The organism is Pseudomonas sp. GW821-FHT02H06, assembly GCF_059421525.1.
In genome coordinates this window covers 13307-29323 of sequence record NZ_JBWKVD010000007.1, presented here as the reverse complement: position 1 = coordinate 29323, position 16017 = coordinate 13307, and the positions used below count along the sequence as shown (strand labels likewise).

Annotated in this window: 15 protein-coding genes and 2 tRNA genes; 14 read left to right on the top strand and 3 right to left on the bottom strand. The window is 60.4% G+C overall.

What is annotated here, in order from left to right:
- The first annotated feature begins 192 nt into the window (after positions 1 to 192).
- From AC07VF_RS13320 to ychF, 8 genes are all read left to right on the top strand, one after another.
- Positions 193 to 1920, top strand: coding sequence for a tetratricopeptide repeat protein (locus AC07VF_RS13320; protein ID WP_282369452.1), 1728 nt, complete (start codon positions 193 to 195; stop codon positions 1918 to 1920).
- A gap of 4 nt (positions 1921 to 1924) precedes the next feature.
- A complete protein-coding gene (gene lolB, locus AC07VF_RS13315; protein WP_495009155.1) occupies positions 1925 to 2542 on the top strand; it encodes a lipoprotein insertase outer membrane protein LolB in 618 nt (205 codons plus the stop codon).
- A gap of 2 nt (positions 2543 to 2544) precedes the next feature.
- Entirely contained in the window at positions 2545 to 3396 is an 852-nt protein-coding gene (gene ispE, locus AC07VF_RS13310) for a 4-(cytidine 5'-diphospho)-2-C-methyl-D-erythritol kinase (protein ID WP_346631460.1), read from the top strand.
- A 36-nt stretch (positions 3397 to 3432) separates the two neighbouring features.
- Positions 3433 to 3507, top strand: a tRNA-Gln gene (locus tag AC07VF_RS13305).
- A gap of 47 nt (positions 3508 to 3554) precedes the next feature.
- Positions 3555 to 4496 (top strand): ribose-phosphate pyrophosphokinase, encoded by a 942-nt coding sequence (locus AC07VF_RS13300; protein WP_037018241.1) that lies wholly within the window; start codon positions 3555 to 3557, stop codon positions 4494 to 4496.
- Between the two features lie 140 nt (positions 4497 to 4636).
- Positions 4637 to 5248, top strand: coding sequence for a 50S ribosomal protein L25/general stress protein Ctc (locus tag AC07VF_RS13295; protein ID WP_065991778.1), 612 nt, complete (start codon positions 4637 to 4639; stop codon positions 5246 to 5248).
- A 75-nt stretch (positions 5249 to 5323) separates the two neighbouring features.
- Complete coding sequence (gene pth / locus AC07VF_RS13290) at positions 5324 to 5908, top strand: aminoacyl-tRNA hydrolase (protein WP_108120616.1); 585 nt, start codon at positions 5324 to 5326, stop codon at positions 5906 to 5908.
- Positions 5909 to 5929: 21 nt separating this feature from the next.
- Positions 5930 to 7030, top strand: coding sequence for a redox-regulated ATPase YchF (gene ychF, locus AC07VF_RS13285; protein ID WP_282369436.1), 1101 nt, complete (start codon positions 5930 to 5932; stop codon positions 7028 to 7030).
- Positions 7031 to 7153: 123 nt separating this feature from the next.
- On the opposite strand, the gene AC07VF_RS13280 is transcribed toward ychF, so the two are convergent.
- On the bottom strand, positions 7154 to 7810 hold the full coding sequence (locus tag AC07VF_RS13280; protein WP_423574084.1) for a class I SAM-dependent methyltransferase: 657 nt from the start codon (positions 7808 to 7810) through the stop codon (positions 7154 to 7156).
- 147 nt (positions 7811 to 7957) lie between these two features.
- Positions 7958 to 10015: a methyl-accepting chemotaxis protein gene (locus AC07VF_RS13275; protein WP_495009156.1), complete on the bottom strand. Its 2058-nt coding sequence runs from the start codon at positions 10013 to 10015 to the stop codon at positions 7958 to 7960.
- 431 nt (positions 10016 to 10446) lie between these two features.
- Between AC07VF_RS13275 and AC07VF_RS13270 the strand changes: the two genes are divergently transcribed.
- The 3 genes from AC07VF_RS13270 to AC07VF_RS13260 all read left to right on the top strand — a co-directional run bounded on the left by AC07VF_RS13270 (position 10447) and on the right by AC07VF_RS13260 (position 13388).
- Positions 10447 to 10523 (top strand) — tRNA-Met (locus AC07VF_RS13270).
- A 438-nt stretch (positions 10524 to 10961) separates the two neighbouring features.
- The gene (locus AC07VF_RS13265; RefSeq protein ID WP_423574086.1) at positions 10962 to 11666 is read left to right on the top strand and encodes a hypothetical protein; all 705 of its coding nucleotides are present in this window, start codon (positions 10962 to 10964) and stop codon (positions 11664 to 11666) included.
- 141 nt (positions 11667 to 11807) lie between these two features.
- Positions 11808 to 13388 carry an aldehyde dehydrogenase (NADP(+)) gene (locus AC07VF_RS13260; protein ID WP_495009157.1) on the top strand — a complete coding sequence of 527 codons (1581 nt, stop codon included), beginning with the start codon at positions 11808 to 11810 and terminating at the stop codon, positions 13386 to 13388.
- Between the two features lie 81 nt (positions 13389 to 13469).
- Here AC07VF_RS13260 and AC07VF_RS13255 read toward each other — a convergent pair whose 3' ends face one another.
- Positions 13470 to 14078, bottom strand: a complete 609-nt coding sequence (locus tag AC07VF_RS13255; protein ID WP_192174958.1) for a flavin reductase family protein — start codon at positions 14076 to 14078, stop codon at positions 13470 to 13472.
- A gap of 182 nt (positions 14079 to 14260) precedes the next feature.
- Here AC07VF_RS13255 and AC07VF_RS13250 point away from each other — a divergent pair, with 182 nt between their 5' ends.
- From AC07VF_RS13250 to AC07VF_RS13240, 3 genes are read left to right on the top strand one after another with little or no spacing between them, the layout of a single operon-like run.
- Positions 14261 to 14398, top strand: coding sequence for a hypothetical protein (locus tag AC07VF_RS13250; RefSeq protein WP_495009158.1), 138 nt, complete (start codon positions 14261 to 14263; stop codon positions 14396 to 14398).
- On the top strand, positions 14395 to 15147 hold the full coding sequence (gene aztA, locus AC07VF_RS13245) for a zinc ABC transporter ATP-binding protein AztA (protein WP_463583285.1): 753 nt from the start codon (positions 14395 to 14397) through the stop codon (positions 15145 to 15147). The genes AC07VF_RS13250 and aztA overlap by 4 nt, the downstream gene beginning before the upstream one ends.
- Positions 15144 to 16013 (top strand): metal ABC transporter permease, encoded by an 870-nt coding sequence (locus tag AC07VF_RS13240; protein ID WP_133771835.1) that lies wholly within the window; start codon positions 15144 to 15146, stop codon positions 16011 to 16013. Before aztA ends, AC07VF_RS13240 begins: the two co-directional genes overlap by 4 nt.
- The last annotated feature ends 4 nt before the right edge of the window (positions 16014 to 16017 follow it).

Genomic DNA, 16017 nt, shown 5'->3' with positions numbered 1-16017 from the left:
GCAATACATTCAGAACGTCCGCAGCACACTATTGTCCCTATACAGGTTGCTTATCACCGCCTCTGGCCTGCGACAAAATGTCCACGCACAGGCTGTAGATTAAGCATATCCAGATTTCGCGCGGGCTGTGGGTTTGCTCCCGGCCTTGTGTCATGATGCTTCCAAACCGCAGGTAAGCCGCCCCTCCTCTATATGAATAAATCCTCCGCGTTGTTCCTTGCCCTTGTCGCTCTGAGTGGCTGCCAGTCTACGGCCTCCGTCTCTACGGAGCCTTCTGCTCCCGCGAAAGAAGCGCCGCCCGCACCCGAGGCCAAACCTCAGGTGTACGGCTCGTTTACTCAGGAAACCGTCGTCAGCCTGCTGACCGCCGAGCTTGCCGGCCAGCGCAACCGCTTCGACATCGCGCTGGACAACTACGTGACCCAGGCGATCCAGACCCAGGATCCGGGGATTTCCGAGCGCGCCTTCCGCATCGCCGAATACCTGGGGGCCGATCAGGCCGCCCTCGACACCTCAATGATCTGGGCGAAAAACGACCCGGGCAATCTCGAGGCACAGCGCGCGGCAGCCATCCAGCTGGCGCGGGCCGGGCGCTACGACGATTCCATGCGCTATATGGAGAAGGTTCTTCAGGGCCAGGGCGACACGCATTTTGATTTCCTCGCGTTGTCTGCGTCGGAAACCGATTCCAATACGCGCAAAGGGCTCATCACCAGCTTCGATCGCCTTCTGATGAAGTATCCGAAAAACGGCCAACTGATCTTCGGCAAGGCGCTGTTGCTTCAGCAGGAAGGCGACAGCGCCGCCTCGCTGAAACTGCTCGAAGACAATCCGCCGGGTGAAGGTGAGGTGGCGCCGATCCTGTTGCGTGCCCGACTGCTGCAAAGCATGAACCGCGGCAAGGAAGCGATCCCGCTGCTCGAAAAAAGCATCAAAAAATACCCGGATGACAAGCGCCTGCGCCTGACTTATGCGCGCATGCTAGTGGAACAGAACCGCATGGAAGACGCCAAAGTGCAGTTCTCCAGCCTGGTTCAGCAGTACCCGGATGACGACGAGCTGCGTTATTCGCTTGCCCTCGTCTGCCTGGAAAACAAGGCATGGGATGAAGCGCAGGGTTATCTCGAAGACCTCGTTGCACGCGGCAGTCACGTCGACTCGGCCCACGTAAACCTCGGCCGCATCTACGAAGAGCGCGACGATCCGCAAACCGCGCTCGCCGAATACGCTCAAGTGGGCCCCGGCAACGACTTCCTGCCTGCGCAGCTGCGTCAGGCCGATATCCTGATGAGCAACGGCAACACTGCAGAAGCGTCGAAGCGGCTGGCCCAGGCACGTGCCGATCAACCCGATTACGCCATTCAGCTGTACCTGATCGAAGCCGAGACCCTGGCCAACAACAACCAGAGCGACCGCGGCTGGCAAGTGTTGAGTCAAGCGCTCAAGCAGTACCCGGATGATCTGAATCTGCTCTACACCCGCTCGATGCTGGCCGAGAAACGCAACGATCTGAAACAGATGGAGAGTGACCTGCGAGCCATTCTCAAGCGCGAGCCGGACAACGCCATGGCGCTGAACGCTCTGGGCTATACCCTCTCGGACCGCACCACACGCTACGCCGAGGCCAAGGAATTGATCGAGCGCGCGCACCAGCTCAATCCGGAAGACCCGGCGGTGCTCGACAGCCTCGGTTGGGTCAACTACCGCTTGGGCAATCTGGATGAAGCCGAGCGTCTGCTGCGTCAGGCGCTGGAGCGCTTCCCGGATCACGAAGTTGCCGCGCACCTGGGCGAAGTCCTGTGGGCCAAAGGCGAGCAGCGTGAAGCTCGCAAAGTATGGGGCAAGGCCCTTGAACAACAACCTGACAGCCCGGTTCTGCGCAGCACCATCAAACGCCTGACCGGCGCCGAGACCCTTTGAATTTATGCAATTGCGCCACGTACTCGTATTCAGTCTGATCGCCCTGCTCGCCGGCTGTGCCGGCATGCCCTCCCGCGAAGCCGTGCAAGGCAAGGGGGACGCCAATCAATGGCGTGTGAACAAAGAACAACTCAGCAGCCTCGATGGCTGGCAGATCAACGGCAAGGTCGGCATCCGCGCGCCAAAGGATTCCGGCAGCGGCACGCTGTTCTGGCTGCAACGCCAGGATTACTACGACATTCGCCTGTCGGGCCCGCTCGGTCGCGGTGCTGCCCGCCTGACCGGTCGACCTGGCGCGGTGTCGCTGGAAGTCGCCAATCAGGGCCGCTACGACGCGCCGGACCCGGAAACCCTGCTCAAGGATCAGCTCGGCTGGAAATTGCCGGTGTCGCATCTGGTCTGGTGGGTGCGCGGTTTGCCCGCGCCGGACAGCAAAAGCAACCTGACCCTTGACGGTGACAGTCGCCTGGCCAGTCTTGAGCAGGATGGCTGGCAGATCGAATACCTGAGCTACACACAGCAAAACGGTTTCTGGCTGCCTGAACGCATGAAGCTGCACGGGCAGGATCTGGACGTCACGCTGGTCATCAAGGACTGGCAACCACGCAAACTGGGGCAATGAGCATGTCGCAACCACGACTGACACTGCCCGCCCCTGCCAAACTGAATCTGATGCTGCACATCACCGGACGCCGCGCCGACGGTTATCACGAACTGCAGACGCTGTTCCAGTTTCTCGATTACGGCGACGAGCTCAGCTTCGCGCTTCGTGACGACGGCGAAGTGCGACTGCAGACGGAAATTGCCGACGTCCTCCACGACAGTAATCTGATTGTCAGAGCGGCTCGCGCCCTCAAGCAACAATCGGGTTGCCCGCTTGGCGTTGATATCTGGCTGAAAAAAGTCCTGCCCATGGGCGGCGGCATCGGCGGCGGAAGTTCCGACGCGGCAACCACACTGCTGGGCCTGAATCATCTCTGGCAGCTTGGCTGGAATGAAGATCGGCTGGCGGCGCTGGGCCTGCAGCTTGGGGCTGACGTGCCGGTTTTCGTGCGCGGACATGCTGCTTTTGCCGAAGGCATCGGCGAGATCCTGACCCCCGTAACCCCCGAAGAACCTTGGTATCTGGTGCTAGTGCCGCAAGTATCTGTAAGTACAGCAGAAATTTTTTCAGATCCACTGTTGACACGTGACACTCCTCCCATTAAAGTGCGCCCCGTTCCCAAGGGAAACAGTCGGAATGACTGCTTACCGGTTGTAACGAGGCGGTATCCAGAAGTTGGTAACGCTTTGAATTTGTTAGGTAAATTTACCGAAGCAAAATTAACCGGAACTGGAAGTTGTGTGTTTGGGGCCTTCCCAAGCAAAGCTGAAGCTGATAAAGTCTCGGCCCTTCTTACAGAGACCCTTACAGGGTTTGTAGCAAAAGGCGCAAACATCTCGATGTTGCACCGGAAGTTACAGGCGCTGCTCTAAAAGGAACCGAGTGCCAGGCACTCGTGCAACAGATACAGGGGCGTCGCCAAGCGGTAAGGCAGCAGGTTTTGATCCTGCCATGCGTTGGTTCGAATCCAGCCGCCCCTGCCATTTTCCTATAGTCATCCAGGCATACCCTAAGCCTCCAGGTACTGCGCGTGTCCAAGATGATGGTCTTTACGGGGAACGCCAACCCCGATCTGGCTCGGCGTGTCGTACGTCAGCTGCATATCCCTCTCGGTGACATCTCTGTTGGAAAGTTCTCCGACGGTGAGATTACCGCTGAGATCAATGAAAACGTTCGCGGTAAAGACGTCTTCATTATCCAGCCGACCTGCGCTCCGACCAACGATAACCTGATGGAACTCGTCGTGATGGCAGACGCCTTCCGTCGCTCCTCGGCCACTCGTATCACTGCTGTAATCCCTTACTTTGGTTATGCCCGCCAGGATCGCCGTCCGCGTTCTGCCCGTGTGGCTATCAGCGCTAAAGTGGTTGCGGACATGCTCACCGTCGTCGGTATCGACCGTGTGCTGACTGTCGACCTGCACGCTGACCAGATTCAAGGCTTCTTCGATATTCCGGTAGATAACATCTACGGCTCCCCGGTTCTGGTGGATGACATCGAAGACCAACGCTTCGAAAACCTGATGATTGTCTCCCCGGATATCGGCGGCGTCGTGCGTGCACGTGCTGTTGCCAAATCCCTGGGCGTCGATCTGGGCATCATCGACAAGCGCCGCGAGAAGGCCAACCACTCCGAAGTGATGCACATCATCGGTGACGTTGAAGGCCGTACCTGTATTCTCGTTGACGACATGGTCGATACCGCGGGCACTCTGTGCCATGCGGCCAAGGCGCTAAAGGAACACGGCGCTGCCAAGGTCTTCGCGTATTGCACACACCCTGTTCTGTCGGGCCGTGCGATCGAGAACATCGAAAATTCCGTGCTGGACGAACTGGTGGTGACGAACACCATCCCGTTGTCCGCTGCTGCACAGGCCTGTGACCGTATCCGCCAACTGGATATCGCACCGGTAGTCGCTGAGGCGATGCGTCGCATCAGCAACGAAGAATCGATCAGCGCGATGTTCCGATAAGGGCCCTGCCCTGCCGAACCATCCGTTGACGAAAAGCGCCCCGCCCCGACACTCAATGCCGGGGCGGGGCTTTTTTGCCCATACCGTGTCAGGCGCTGGTCGCAAACGCCGCTCGGTCATGGCTATTTTGGAGATACAAAATGAACGAATTTACTCTGAACGCCCAAGCGCGTACTGACCTGGGGAAAGGTGCGAGCCGCCGCCTGCGTCGTCTCGCCGCCTCCGTCCCAGCCGTTGTCTACGGTGGTGGCCAGGAAGCAACTTCGATCACCATCGAAGCCAAAGAACTGGCCAAGATGTTTGAAAACGAAGCTGCCTACAGCCACGTTATCGAGCTGAACATTGCTGGCGCCAAGCAGAACGTCATCGTTAAAGCGATGCAGCGTCACCCTGCCAAGCAGTTCATCATGCACGCCGACTTCATCCGCGTCGTGGCTGGCCAGAAACTGACCGCTATCGTTCCAGTGCACTTCATCAACGAAGAAGCACCGGTCAAGAAAGGCGGCGAGATCTCGCACACCACCACCGAGCTGGAAGTGACCTGCCTGCCGAAAGACCTGCCTGAGTTCATCGAAGTTGACCTGGGCGCGCTGGAAATCGGCGACAACGTTCACCTGTCCGACGTTAAAGCACCTAAAGGTGTTGAATTCGTTGCTCTGGCGCACGGCAAGGACCTGGACATCGCAAACGTCCACGCGCCTCGCATCGTCCAGGACGAAGAAGAAGGCACTGCAGAAGGCGAAGCAGAGTAATCATTACTCGCTAGCCGGTTGAACCCGTGATGATGCTCGCCATCATCACACTCGACCCAAGGAAGAGCCCCTGACGTGACCGCCATCCAACTGATCGTCGGCCTGGGAAATCCAGGCCCCGAATACGAACAGACCCGGCATAACGCAGGGGCTCTTTTCGTTGAGCGCATTGCCAGCGCACAGCGTGTCAATCTGACCGCTGACCGCAAATATTTCGGCCTGACGGCTAAGTTCAGTCATCAAGGCCAGGACGTTCGTCTGCTGATTCCCACCACCTACATGAACCGCAGCGGCCAGTCCGTGGCAGCTCTGGCGGGTTTCTTCCGGATTCCTCCGCAAGCCATTCTGGTGGCCCACGACGAACTCGACCTGCCTCCGGGCGTCGCCAAACTCAAACTGGGTGGCGGGCACGGCGGGCATAACGGGCTACGCGACATCATTGCGCAGCTCGGCAACCAGAACGGCTTCCACCGCCTGCGGCTTGGCATCGGCCACCCGGGCGACGCCAGTCTGGTGTCCAATTTCGTCCTGGGTCGTGCGCCACGCGCCGAGCAGGAAAAACTGGACGCCAGCATCGACTTTGCCCTCGGCGTGCTGCCGGATGTACTCGCTGGCGACTTCGCCAAGGCGATGCGCGTCCTGCACAGCCAGAAGGCCTGACATCACTCGAGGGGAAACACCATGGGATTCAACTGCGGCATCGTCGGCCTGCCCAACGTCGGCAAGTCCACCCTGTTCAACGCCCTGACCAAATCAGGTATTGCGGCGGAGAACTTTCCCTTCTGCACCATCGAACCGAACACCGGCATCGTGCCCATGCCGGATCCGCGCCTGCAGGCCCTGGCCGACATCGTCAACCCGAAGCGCATCCTGCCGACCACGATGGAGTTCGTCGACATCGCCGGGCTGGTAGCCGGTGCCTCCAAAGGTGAAGGCCTGGGCAACAAGTTCCTCGCCAACATCCGCGAGACTGACGCCATTGCTCACGTCGTGCGCTGCTTCGAAGATGAGAACGTGATTCACGTCTCCAACAGCGTCGACCCGAAACGCGACATCGAGATCATCGATCTGGAACTGATTTTCGCTGACCTCGACAGCTGCGAGAAACAACTGCAGAAAGTCACGCGCAACGCAAAGGGCGGCGACAAGGACGCAGTGGTCCAGAAAGGCTTGCTGGAGCAACTCATCGCTCACTTCACACTGGGCAAACCTGCGCGCAGCCTGATGAAGAGCATGAGCGCCGATGAGAAAGCCGTCATCAAGGGCTTTCATCTGCTGACCACCAAACCGGTCATGTACATCGCCAACGTCGCTGAAGACGGCTTCGAGAACAACCCGCACCTGGACGTGGTTCGCGCCATCGCTGAAGAAGAAGGCGCCATGCTGGTGCCGGTCTGCAACAAGATCGAAGCGGAAATCGCCGAACTCGACGACGGCGAAGAAAAGGACATGTTCCTGGAGGCCCTGGGCCTTGAAGAGCCTGGCCTGAACCGCGTGATCCGTGCCGGCTACGAAATGCTGCACCTGCAGACCTACTTCACTGCCGGCGTCGAAGAAGTGCGTGCATGGACCGTCCGCGTCGGCGCTACCGCGCCACAGGCTGCGGGTGTGATCCACACCGATTTCGAAAAAGGCTTCATCCGCGCCGAGTGCATCGCCTACAACGACTTCATCCAGTACAAGGGTGAGGCCGGTGCCAAGGAAGCGGGCAAATGGCGCCTGGAAGGCAAGGATTACATCGTCAAGGACGGTGACGTTCTGCACTTCCGTTTCAACGTCTAACGCGCGCGTGGACCTCCACGAACCCCGTTGAACATCAAAGCCCGCGTATCACTCAGTGATTCGCGGGCTTTTTGCTTTCAGCGCTTTGTATCTGTCAGCAACGCCCGCCTGCCTCGGTGCAGCTCAGACAATCGGCTGTGCTGCGCGGAACAGCAGAACGACGCCTTCACGCTTGAGCGTCACATCGCGAAAATGCGTGCGCAAATGCGCTTCGAAACCGGCCTGGGTGTCGTGGCTGTTTCCGAAGATGCCTTTCTTGTTGTAGACCGCCATCAGCTTGCGGCCAAAGCCATTGTGACCCGCCTCGTCCCCCAGAATCGTTGAGCCAAACAGTACGCCGTCCGGGTTCAGGTTGTGCTTGAGGTGAGCGAAGATCGCCGCCTTGGCGTCCAGCGGGCCTGGCAGGCAATGCAGCAGGTAAAAAAGCGATATCGAATCGAAACGCTCGTTTCCGGGTATCGGCGTCATCACGTCATGCTGGAGGGTGCGCGTGTCTGGCCGGCCGATCCTGCGCTTGGCGGCGGCGAGGCTGCTCGGGTTGAGGTCCATCAGGGTGATTCGGGTGTTCGGCGGCAGCTTGGCTTTCGCCAGGTAGTAACCCGTGCCGACGCCAATATCCAGATGATGAGCACGTACGTTGGCGCGGAAGAACGGCAACAGCACGTCATCGGTCGGGCAACTCCAGGCATACCGGTTGGAAATGCCCAGCACCCACGCGTCGTACAACGCTAACGTCAGGGGCGAATAAACCGCCGCACCCGCGGCACTGCTGTCGGTCATGGAAAAATCCCTACGGCGATGGGTATCGAAATACGGTGAGAAAGCGACAAATCTTATACGTCGCCTGGCTTTCGTCTTTCAACCCACACCCCATGCGCGCCCGTGAAAACGTGCGCGCCGATCGCCCTCGTGCCTTGCTTGCGCGGCTTACCCCAGCTGGAATCTCGCGGTGTTGTCGCTCAAGGCCCGGCTGCCTTTGGTCAGCGTGTCTGCAGCCTGATTGACCGCACGCGCGCCGTCCAGCAGACGGCCTGCAGCCTGATCCACCTGTTGGATGTTGCCACTGACCTCGTCCGCCGTTGCGGCCTGCTCTTCAACCGCGGTGGCGATCTGCGCCAGCGTGTCGGTGACGATCTGCACGGCGCTGGCAATCTCTTCCAGCCGCTCGCCCAGCCCGGTCACCGACTGCGCATCACTCACCGCCTGGCCACACGCCGCTTCCATCAGGCTGACGGCTTGGCTGACGGTCGAGCGCAAGCTGTCCACGGTCCCGGCAATTTGCGCGGTCGACGCCTGGGTCCGCTGGGACAAACTGCGCACTTCGTCAGCGACCACGGCGAAGCCACGGCCCTGCTCGCCCGCACGCGCCGCCTCGATGGCGGCATTGAGCGCCAGCAGATTGGTCTGTTCGGCGATGCCGCGAATGGTGTCGACCACAGACTGAATTTGCTGGCCCTGCTCGCTGACCTTGCTCAGCGCGTTGGCGGTGTCGGTGAGTTTCTGGTTCAACTGCTGAATGCTCGCGGTGGTGCGCTGACTGTCGCGGCTGCTGTCCTCGGCGATGCGTCGGGTGGCCTGAGCGCTGCCGGACGCCGCTTCACAGCTGCGGGCAACGCCCATGGAAGTCGCGGCGAGCTCAGTAGCCGCCGCTGCAATCTGGCTGATCTGCTGTTGTTGATCTTCGACTTCGTTGAGCGTGCTGCCGGACTGCGCATTGAGGGTTAGCACCGCAGAGCCCAATTGCTGGGTTTCGTGGTTGACGCCCAGCAGACTGGTGCGCAGTTGCACCACGGCAACGTTGAGCGCGGTGCTAATGGCAGCCAGTTCGTCACGCCCTTCAACGGCGACCTCGACGCACAAGTTGCCGTCACGCAGGGACTCGGCCAAGGTCGTGATGCCTTTGGCGCTGCGCTGAATCGACGCCTGGAGGCACATGAAGAGGTACAGCGCCGCGAGCGCGAGAATGCTGAATATCGCGGCCACCGGCACAAACTGCTGAGTAGCCTGTTCATGGTAATAATCGAGCCGGCTGGTGAGTGAAGACAGTGACTGCTTGCGCAGGGCCGCCAGTCCGTCGCTGACGTTATCGACGCTGCGTTCGAAGCCGGCCGGGTCGAGCTTGATGCTGCCGCCGAACACACCGTCGTCGAGCACTTTCAGTTCGGTATCGAGGCGCTGAAGACTGTCTTCATACTGACGCGTCCAGACCTCCATACCCGGGTAAGCCTTTGCTTTTAGCGAGCCTACTGCTTTGACCAACTGATCGCGGGCGTCGCCGATGCGACTGCGCAGGTCGCGCATCTGAAGACGGCTTTGCAACGAGAACTGTCCGGACGCGATCGACGACTGGCCGATACTCGCCATGCGCCCTACCCGCTCGACAAGGTCCGGCGCCTGCTGCGTCGCGATCTGCATCAGCAAGTAGGTTTCAAGCCAGGGGTCTAGGATCAAGCCGCTGTCCATGGCGATCTGTTCGCGCAGGCTCTGCAGCGCTGTAAGAGCGGATGTGAAGCGGTCGTAGCCGTCCGGCCACCAGCCGACCGCCCGCAAGGATTCCGAATCCATGCCTTTGACCGAGGCCTGCAGCGCTTGATACCGGGTCATGATGTCCGCGCTGGCGTTCTGTGCCTTGAGTTCATCACCCAGGGAAGCCAGGGACCGGTTCAGGTCAGGGTTCGCAGCATCCAGCGCGCCCATGGCTGCCTTCGCGGCCGGCGTTGGATCATGAAGAATGTCGGCCGCCTTCCAGCGCGCGGCGCGGTTGCGCTGGGCCGTCAGCTGCACATCCAGCGCATCAAGCGCCATGAGCTGGCGCACGCCGGCTTGCTCCTGAGAAATCACCGCCAGCTTGCTGCGGTAATCCTGGCCGATCATCCACAGGCTGCCGGCCAGCGGCAAAATAAACAGAAAGAAGAGCACCTGAAACTTGCGTGCGAACCCGAGACGTCCGAGCAGGCGGATGCCTGGCGACAAAAGACTCTGCATAGCCGACTACTCCTCACCGACAAACGCTGCATGACAAATGATCGTCGCTGCGCTGCCTTACATTCTTACCGGCAAAATGCCATGTCTGTGTTTTGAAAACGATAACCGCCCATCTTTTGAACAAGGGACGCGTTTGGGCCTATCGAAATCTGCTGCCGCTTTCATCTATAACGGCAGCGCTGCGGCAGGCATAAGCAAGAACCGGACCGATAGCACGAAGCCATCAAACCGGGCACGAGCCCGAGGACGGTGCAGGATGGGTGCGCGAAAGTGGGGCAAAAGCACTCAGCGCCGAGTTAGAAACTGTCACCGACGTGCAGGGATGAGGAATGGCTGAATGGCCGCGAGGCTAACCGATTGATCGTGTGGATAAATTTTTTCAAAGAGACGCTTGACACATCTCCGATCTGAGCGAATAATGCGCGCCACTTGGCTACATAGCTCAGTTGGTTAGAGCATAGCATTCATAATGCTGGGGTCCGGGGTTCAAGTCCCTGTGTAGCCACCAAGTACCTCAACAAAGCCCGCCTTGTGCGGGCTTTGTTGTTTCTGGCGTTCGGTGGCTAAAGTGGGATCCCAAAACGCCGATAGCCCTGTACTGCATCTCGCAGTGCACGGAGGCTATATGAAAAAGATCGCTATCGCTGGACTGGTCGCTCTGCTTTCCATCGTTTCACTCTCCGCGTCGGCGTGTCCGAAAGGCACCCATCCGACAGGCGGGACGGGCTCTCACCACAAAGGCGGGACCTGCGTATAAGACCAGCCCGGCAATTGCCGGGCTTTTTGATGCTGTGGTCTAGTCTGAGGCGTCCAACGCCAATCTTCCTGTGGTCCGGGTGCAAGCGGCAATCCGTGACAACCGCGCCCTCGTCCAATAGATTACGCCCCTCGAAACGCCCCGAGCTTTTCGCGCCTCAACCCCAGTTAACGAAGCAGTGGATGTTCAATGTCTGATTCCCATACCGATCCGGCGGCAAACGCCGTGTCGTCGAAGCAAGCCTACGAAGAAGCCATCAATCTTTCACAACACGTGCCACAGGCCAAAACCATCAGCGAGATGGTGCTCGACGCCTTCCAGAGCGCGAAGGAAAGCGACCAGATTCGCGATCTGCGCCTGGCCATACGCGCCGCCCATGACCGATTCGACGACGACCAGGCCTACGCGCTGATGGGTCAGCTTAAACAGCTCAAGGACGCCGAAGCCGCCGACATGGCCGCGCTCGAAGACCTGAGCGCGAAGTTTCCGATCAGCCGGATTCTCTCCAGCTATAAAGACGATCCGAGTTTTCAGGAGCTTGTCTACAGCTTGGCGTTGAAGGTGCTGAACCAGACCCATCAAGCGGTCAGCAACCCCAGTGGCGGCAAGGGCAAAGCGACACGGCCGAAGAAGGAAGCCGAGGTTTTCGTCATCAGCAAGGACGGCGCCAGCGTCACCCTGCCCCTGCGCACGCCACGCTCGAAAGCCAACATGGACCGCGAAGCCTTTGAATTCCTAGGGTTCTCGTTCGTGGGTGAAGGCGATGAGGCCGAACTGCAGAGCGAAGTGTTCGTGGACAAGGACGGCAACCAGCAGCCCGCCACGCGCAAGAACATCGTCAGCGCGATCCAGCAGCAAACTGCGTTCGAAGGATTCAGCGCCGTTCAGCAATAAGCGGCAGCAAGACGCTCGGCCCTAAGCCGGGCGGCAAGCTCAACACCAGGACCGGTGGCGATCGTAGCGCCATGATGTAACCTCAGAGGCTGGCCACAGCGGTACCCACTGACGGTCGCCGCCCTCGAGAGGTGTTGAGCAATGCAGATTCTTGGTGAAACGATCATCGGACAACGTGCTGTGCGTGGCCAGGCCGGAGAGGTGTTCGCCCTCGCCGCCACCACGGGTGAACCCCTGACACCTTCGTTTGGCGCCAGCACGCTGGAAGACGTCAATGCCGCGTGCGAACTGGCCGAAGCTTCGTTCGACAGTTATCGACAACTGAGTGACGACCAACGCGCCACCTTTCTTGAGGCCATCGCCCAAGGTCTTCTCGATCTGGGCGATGTGCTCACCGAACGCGTGCATGTCGAAAGCGGCCTGCCCAAGCCGCGCCTTGAAGGCGAGCGGATGCGTACGGTCAATCAGCTCAAACTGTTTGCCAGCCTGCTGCGCGATGGGCGTTGGCACGGTGCCGTGGTCGATACCGCGCTGCCAGAGCGCCAGCCACTGCCTCGCGCCGACTTACGTCTGCGGCGCATCGGCCTTGGTCCGGTGGCAGTGTTCGGTGCGAGCAACTTCCCCCTCGCCTTCTCGGTTGCGGGCGGCGATACCGCCTCAGCGTTGGCGGCCGGTTGCCCGGTCATCGTCAAGGCGCACCCGGCTCACTTGGGGACCAGCGAACTGGTGGGGCGCGTGATCCAGAAAGCCGCGCGCGACACCGGCATGCCAGAAGGCGTGTTCTCGTTACTGATCGACAAAGACATTGCTGTCGGCCAGGCGCTGGTCAGCCACCCGTTGATTCAAGCCGTGGGCTTTACTGGCTCCCGCCGTGGCGGTCTGGCACTGGTGGCAGCGGCTCAAGCGCGTGCGGTACCGATCCCGGTGTACGCCGAGATGAGCAGCATCAACCCGGTGTTCCTGCTGCCGGCCGCTTTGCTGGCCCGCGCCGAAACCATCGCCAAAGGTTTTGTCGAATCGCTGGTCATGGGCGCGGGGCAGTTCTGCACCAACCCCGGCATTCTGCTGGCACTGGAAAGCGACGCGCTGGAAACGTTCGTGTCGGCTTCGGCCAAGGCGCTGTCCGAGAAACTGCCGACCACGATGCTGACGCCGAACATACACGGCGCTTACTGCAACGGGCTGAATAATCTGCACAGCGCATCCGGCGTGACGCTGGTGGCGGAGGGTCAGGAGGCCGAAGGTTCATTCCAGGCCCGCCCCGCCTTCTTCCGTACCGACTCGGCCACCTTCCTCGCCAACCCTGCGCTGGAAGACGAGAACTTCGGGCCAAGCGCGTTGTTGATCGTCTGCACCGACGTCGCCGATCTGCAGAAAGTCGCCGCCAGCTTCGACGGGCAACTGACCGTAACCCTGCAATTTGACGATGGCGATGAGGCAACTGCTCAGGCGCTGCTGCCGATTCTGGAGCGCAAGGCGGGACGGATTCTGTTCAACGACTTCCCCACCGGCGTCGAAGTGAGTTATTCGATGGTCCATGGCGGACCGTTCCCGGCCACTTCCGACAGCCGCAGCACCTCGGTGGGCGCGACCGCTATTGATCGCTTCCTGCGGCCTGTCTGTTATCAGAACGTGCCGGACTCGCTGCTGCCCCCTGCGTTGAAAGCCAGCAATCCGTTGAAGACCTGGCGTCTTGTGAACGGCGAACTGTCGAAGGACTGAGGTGCATCCACGTCCGGCCACTTAAAGCTGCTTCACCGCGCCCCTTCCACCAAGGGGCGCGCCTTCCAAGCCGGACGTGGGTCAGTCAGCGGACCGCTGCAGCACCTTGCCATCCACGCCATCGCCGATCACCAGAAAATGCCCGCCCGCCACATGGTGAAGGGTGCGCAGCGCGTCATGCCCCTCGAAATGCCAGTGCCCTTCGGAAAACACGCGTTCATCCGCCCACGCTGCGACCACTTCGCCGATGAACAGATCGTGTGCGCTCTGATTGTGCGGTTCGGGAATCAATCGGCACTCCAGCCAGCCCGCGCAGCCTTCCAGCAACGGCGCTTCAACGTGGGAGCCTGCGAAGGTCTCCAGACCATAAGCCTTGAATTTATCCAGGCCCTGCTCCTGGGAGATCTCCAGCCCTGAGGTCGAGCCGACCGTTTCGACGATATCGATCTGGCTGAGGGTCGGCACGTTGATCACGAACGTGCCCGAGTCTTCGAGCAACTGCCGCGTCCACACCGACTTATCCAGGACGACCGTGACTTTCGGTGGCTGGAAGTCCAGCGGCATCGCCCACGCTGCCGCCATGATGTTGCGCTGACCCTCGTGAGCGGCGCTGATCAGTACAGTCGGGCCGTGGTTGAGCAGGCGATAGCATTTGGCGAGGGGTACCGGACGCCGGTGGGAAGCGCTCATGGGGATCATCCTGACAAAGAGAAAAGTGATCGAAAACTACAGGGTTTATCGCGCCGGGGATACGCCACCCTCCGCAGCGTGGTGGAAACTGTCGCCTGCCTGAACTTCGCCCAAATCGCGCTTTGCAGATCAACCCAAAGGTGATGTAATACTATAACAAATTATTTCAGGCAGTCCTTTTTGTGAAACGCGATTCCCGGCTTTCCTCCTCCCTTGCAACGTCTGCACTGGCTCAATCAGCCGGCAAACGCGTGTTGATTTCCTTCGCCATGCTGGTCTTGCTGTGGATCGGCGTTGCCTGGGCGGTGGCGATCCCATGAGTGCCGCCATCGACCTCCATGACCTGACACTGACCTACGAACGCCGGCCAGCGGTGCATCACGCCAACGGCCGATTCGCGGCGGGCAGCCTAACGGCGATCGTCGGCCCCAACGGCGCCGGTAAATCCACGCTGATCAAAGCCATCGCCGGCACGCTCAAACCCGCGGTCGGGCGCGTCGAGCGCAACCAGTTGGCAACGCGGCATATTGGTTATCTGCCCCAAGCCGCCGAGATCGACCGGAGCTTTCCGCTGAGTGTGGCCGACACCGTAATGATGGGCGCCTGGCGCAGCATCGGGGCGTTCCGGGGCGCCACGCGACAGCATGCTCAACAGGCTCAAGAGGCGCTGGGAGCCGTAGGTCTCGCAGGATTCGATCAACGCAGCATCAGCTCGTTGTCGTCCGGTCAGTTTCAGCGCGTGCTGTTCGCCCGGCTGTTATTGCAGGACGCCTCGGTGATTCTGCTCGACGAGCCCTTCACGGCGATCGATGCACGCACCACGCGGGACTTGTTGCAGTTGATCCGCACCTGGCACGGCCAGGGCCGAACGGTCATTGCTGTGCTGCATGACATCGAGCAAGTGCGCCAGCATTTTCCGAGCACGCTGTTGCTGGCGCGAGAAATCATTGCCTGGGGCGACACCGCCGACATCCTCAACGACGACAACCTGCGCCGCGCCAAGAACATGGCCGAGCACTGGAACCCTGACGCACAACCGTGCGACGCCGATGCGGAGCAAACGCTGTGACGCTCTATAGCCTCTTGATCCAGCCCTTCGTTGATTTCGGTTTCATGCGCCGCGCCCTGGTGGCATGCCTGGCGCTGGGCATCGGCTCCGGCCCGGTCGGCGTGCTGCTGATGCTGCGGCGCATGAGTCTGGTGGGCGACGCCATGAGTCACGCGGTGTTGCCGGGTGCCGCCGTGGGCTTCCTCTTCGCCGGGTTGTCACTGCCAGCCATGGGCTTCGGCGGTTTGATCGCAGGTCTCGCCGTGGCGTTGCTCTCAGGGTTGGTGAGTCGCTACACAACGCTGCGCGAAGACGCCAGTTTCGCCAGTTTTTACCTGACGTCCCTTGCTGCCGGCGTGCTGATCGTTTCTCTGCACGGCTCCAACGTGGATCTGCTTCACGTGCTGTTCGGTACCATTCTGGCCATCGACGATCAGGCGATTTTCATGGTCGGCGGCATCGCTTCATTCACCTTGATTCTGCTCGCGCTGATCTACCGCCCGTTGATCCTCGAATGCTTCGATCCGGGCTTCCTGCGCGCGGTGGGCGGGCGCGGGTCGCTGTATCACGTGCTGTTTCTGCTGCTGGTGGTGCTCAATCTGGTGGCGGGCTTTCAGGCGTTGGGCACGTTGATGGCCGTCGGCATGATGATGCTGCCCGCCACGGTCGCGCGGTTCTGGGCGCGCTCGTTGACCGGCATGATCGTGATTTCAACTGCAGTCGCCACGCTCTCGGGCTTCATCGGCCTGATCGTCTCCTACCACGCCAGCGTCGCTTCGGGCCCGGCCATCGTGCTCACCGCCAGCGCCTTCTACGGGTTCTCACTGTTCTTTGGACGCAGCGGCTTTGTGCGCCGACTGTTCCCGAGGGTTCATCTGTCCGGCTGATCGT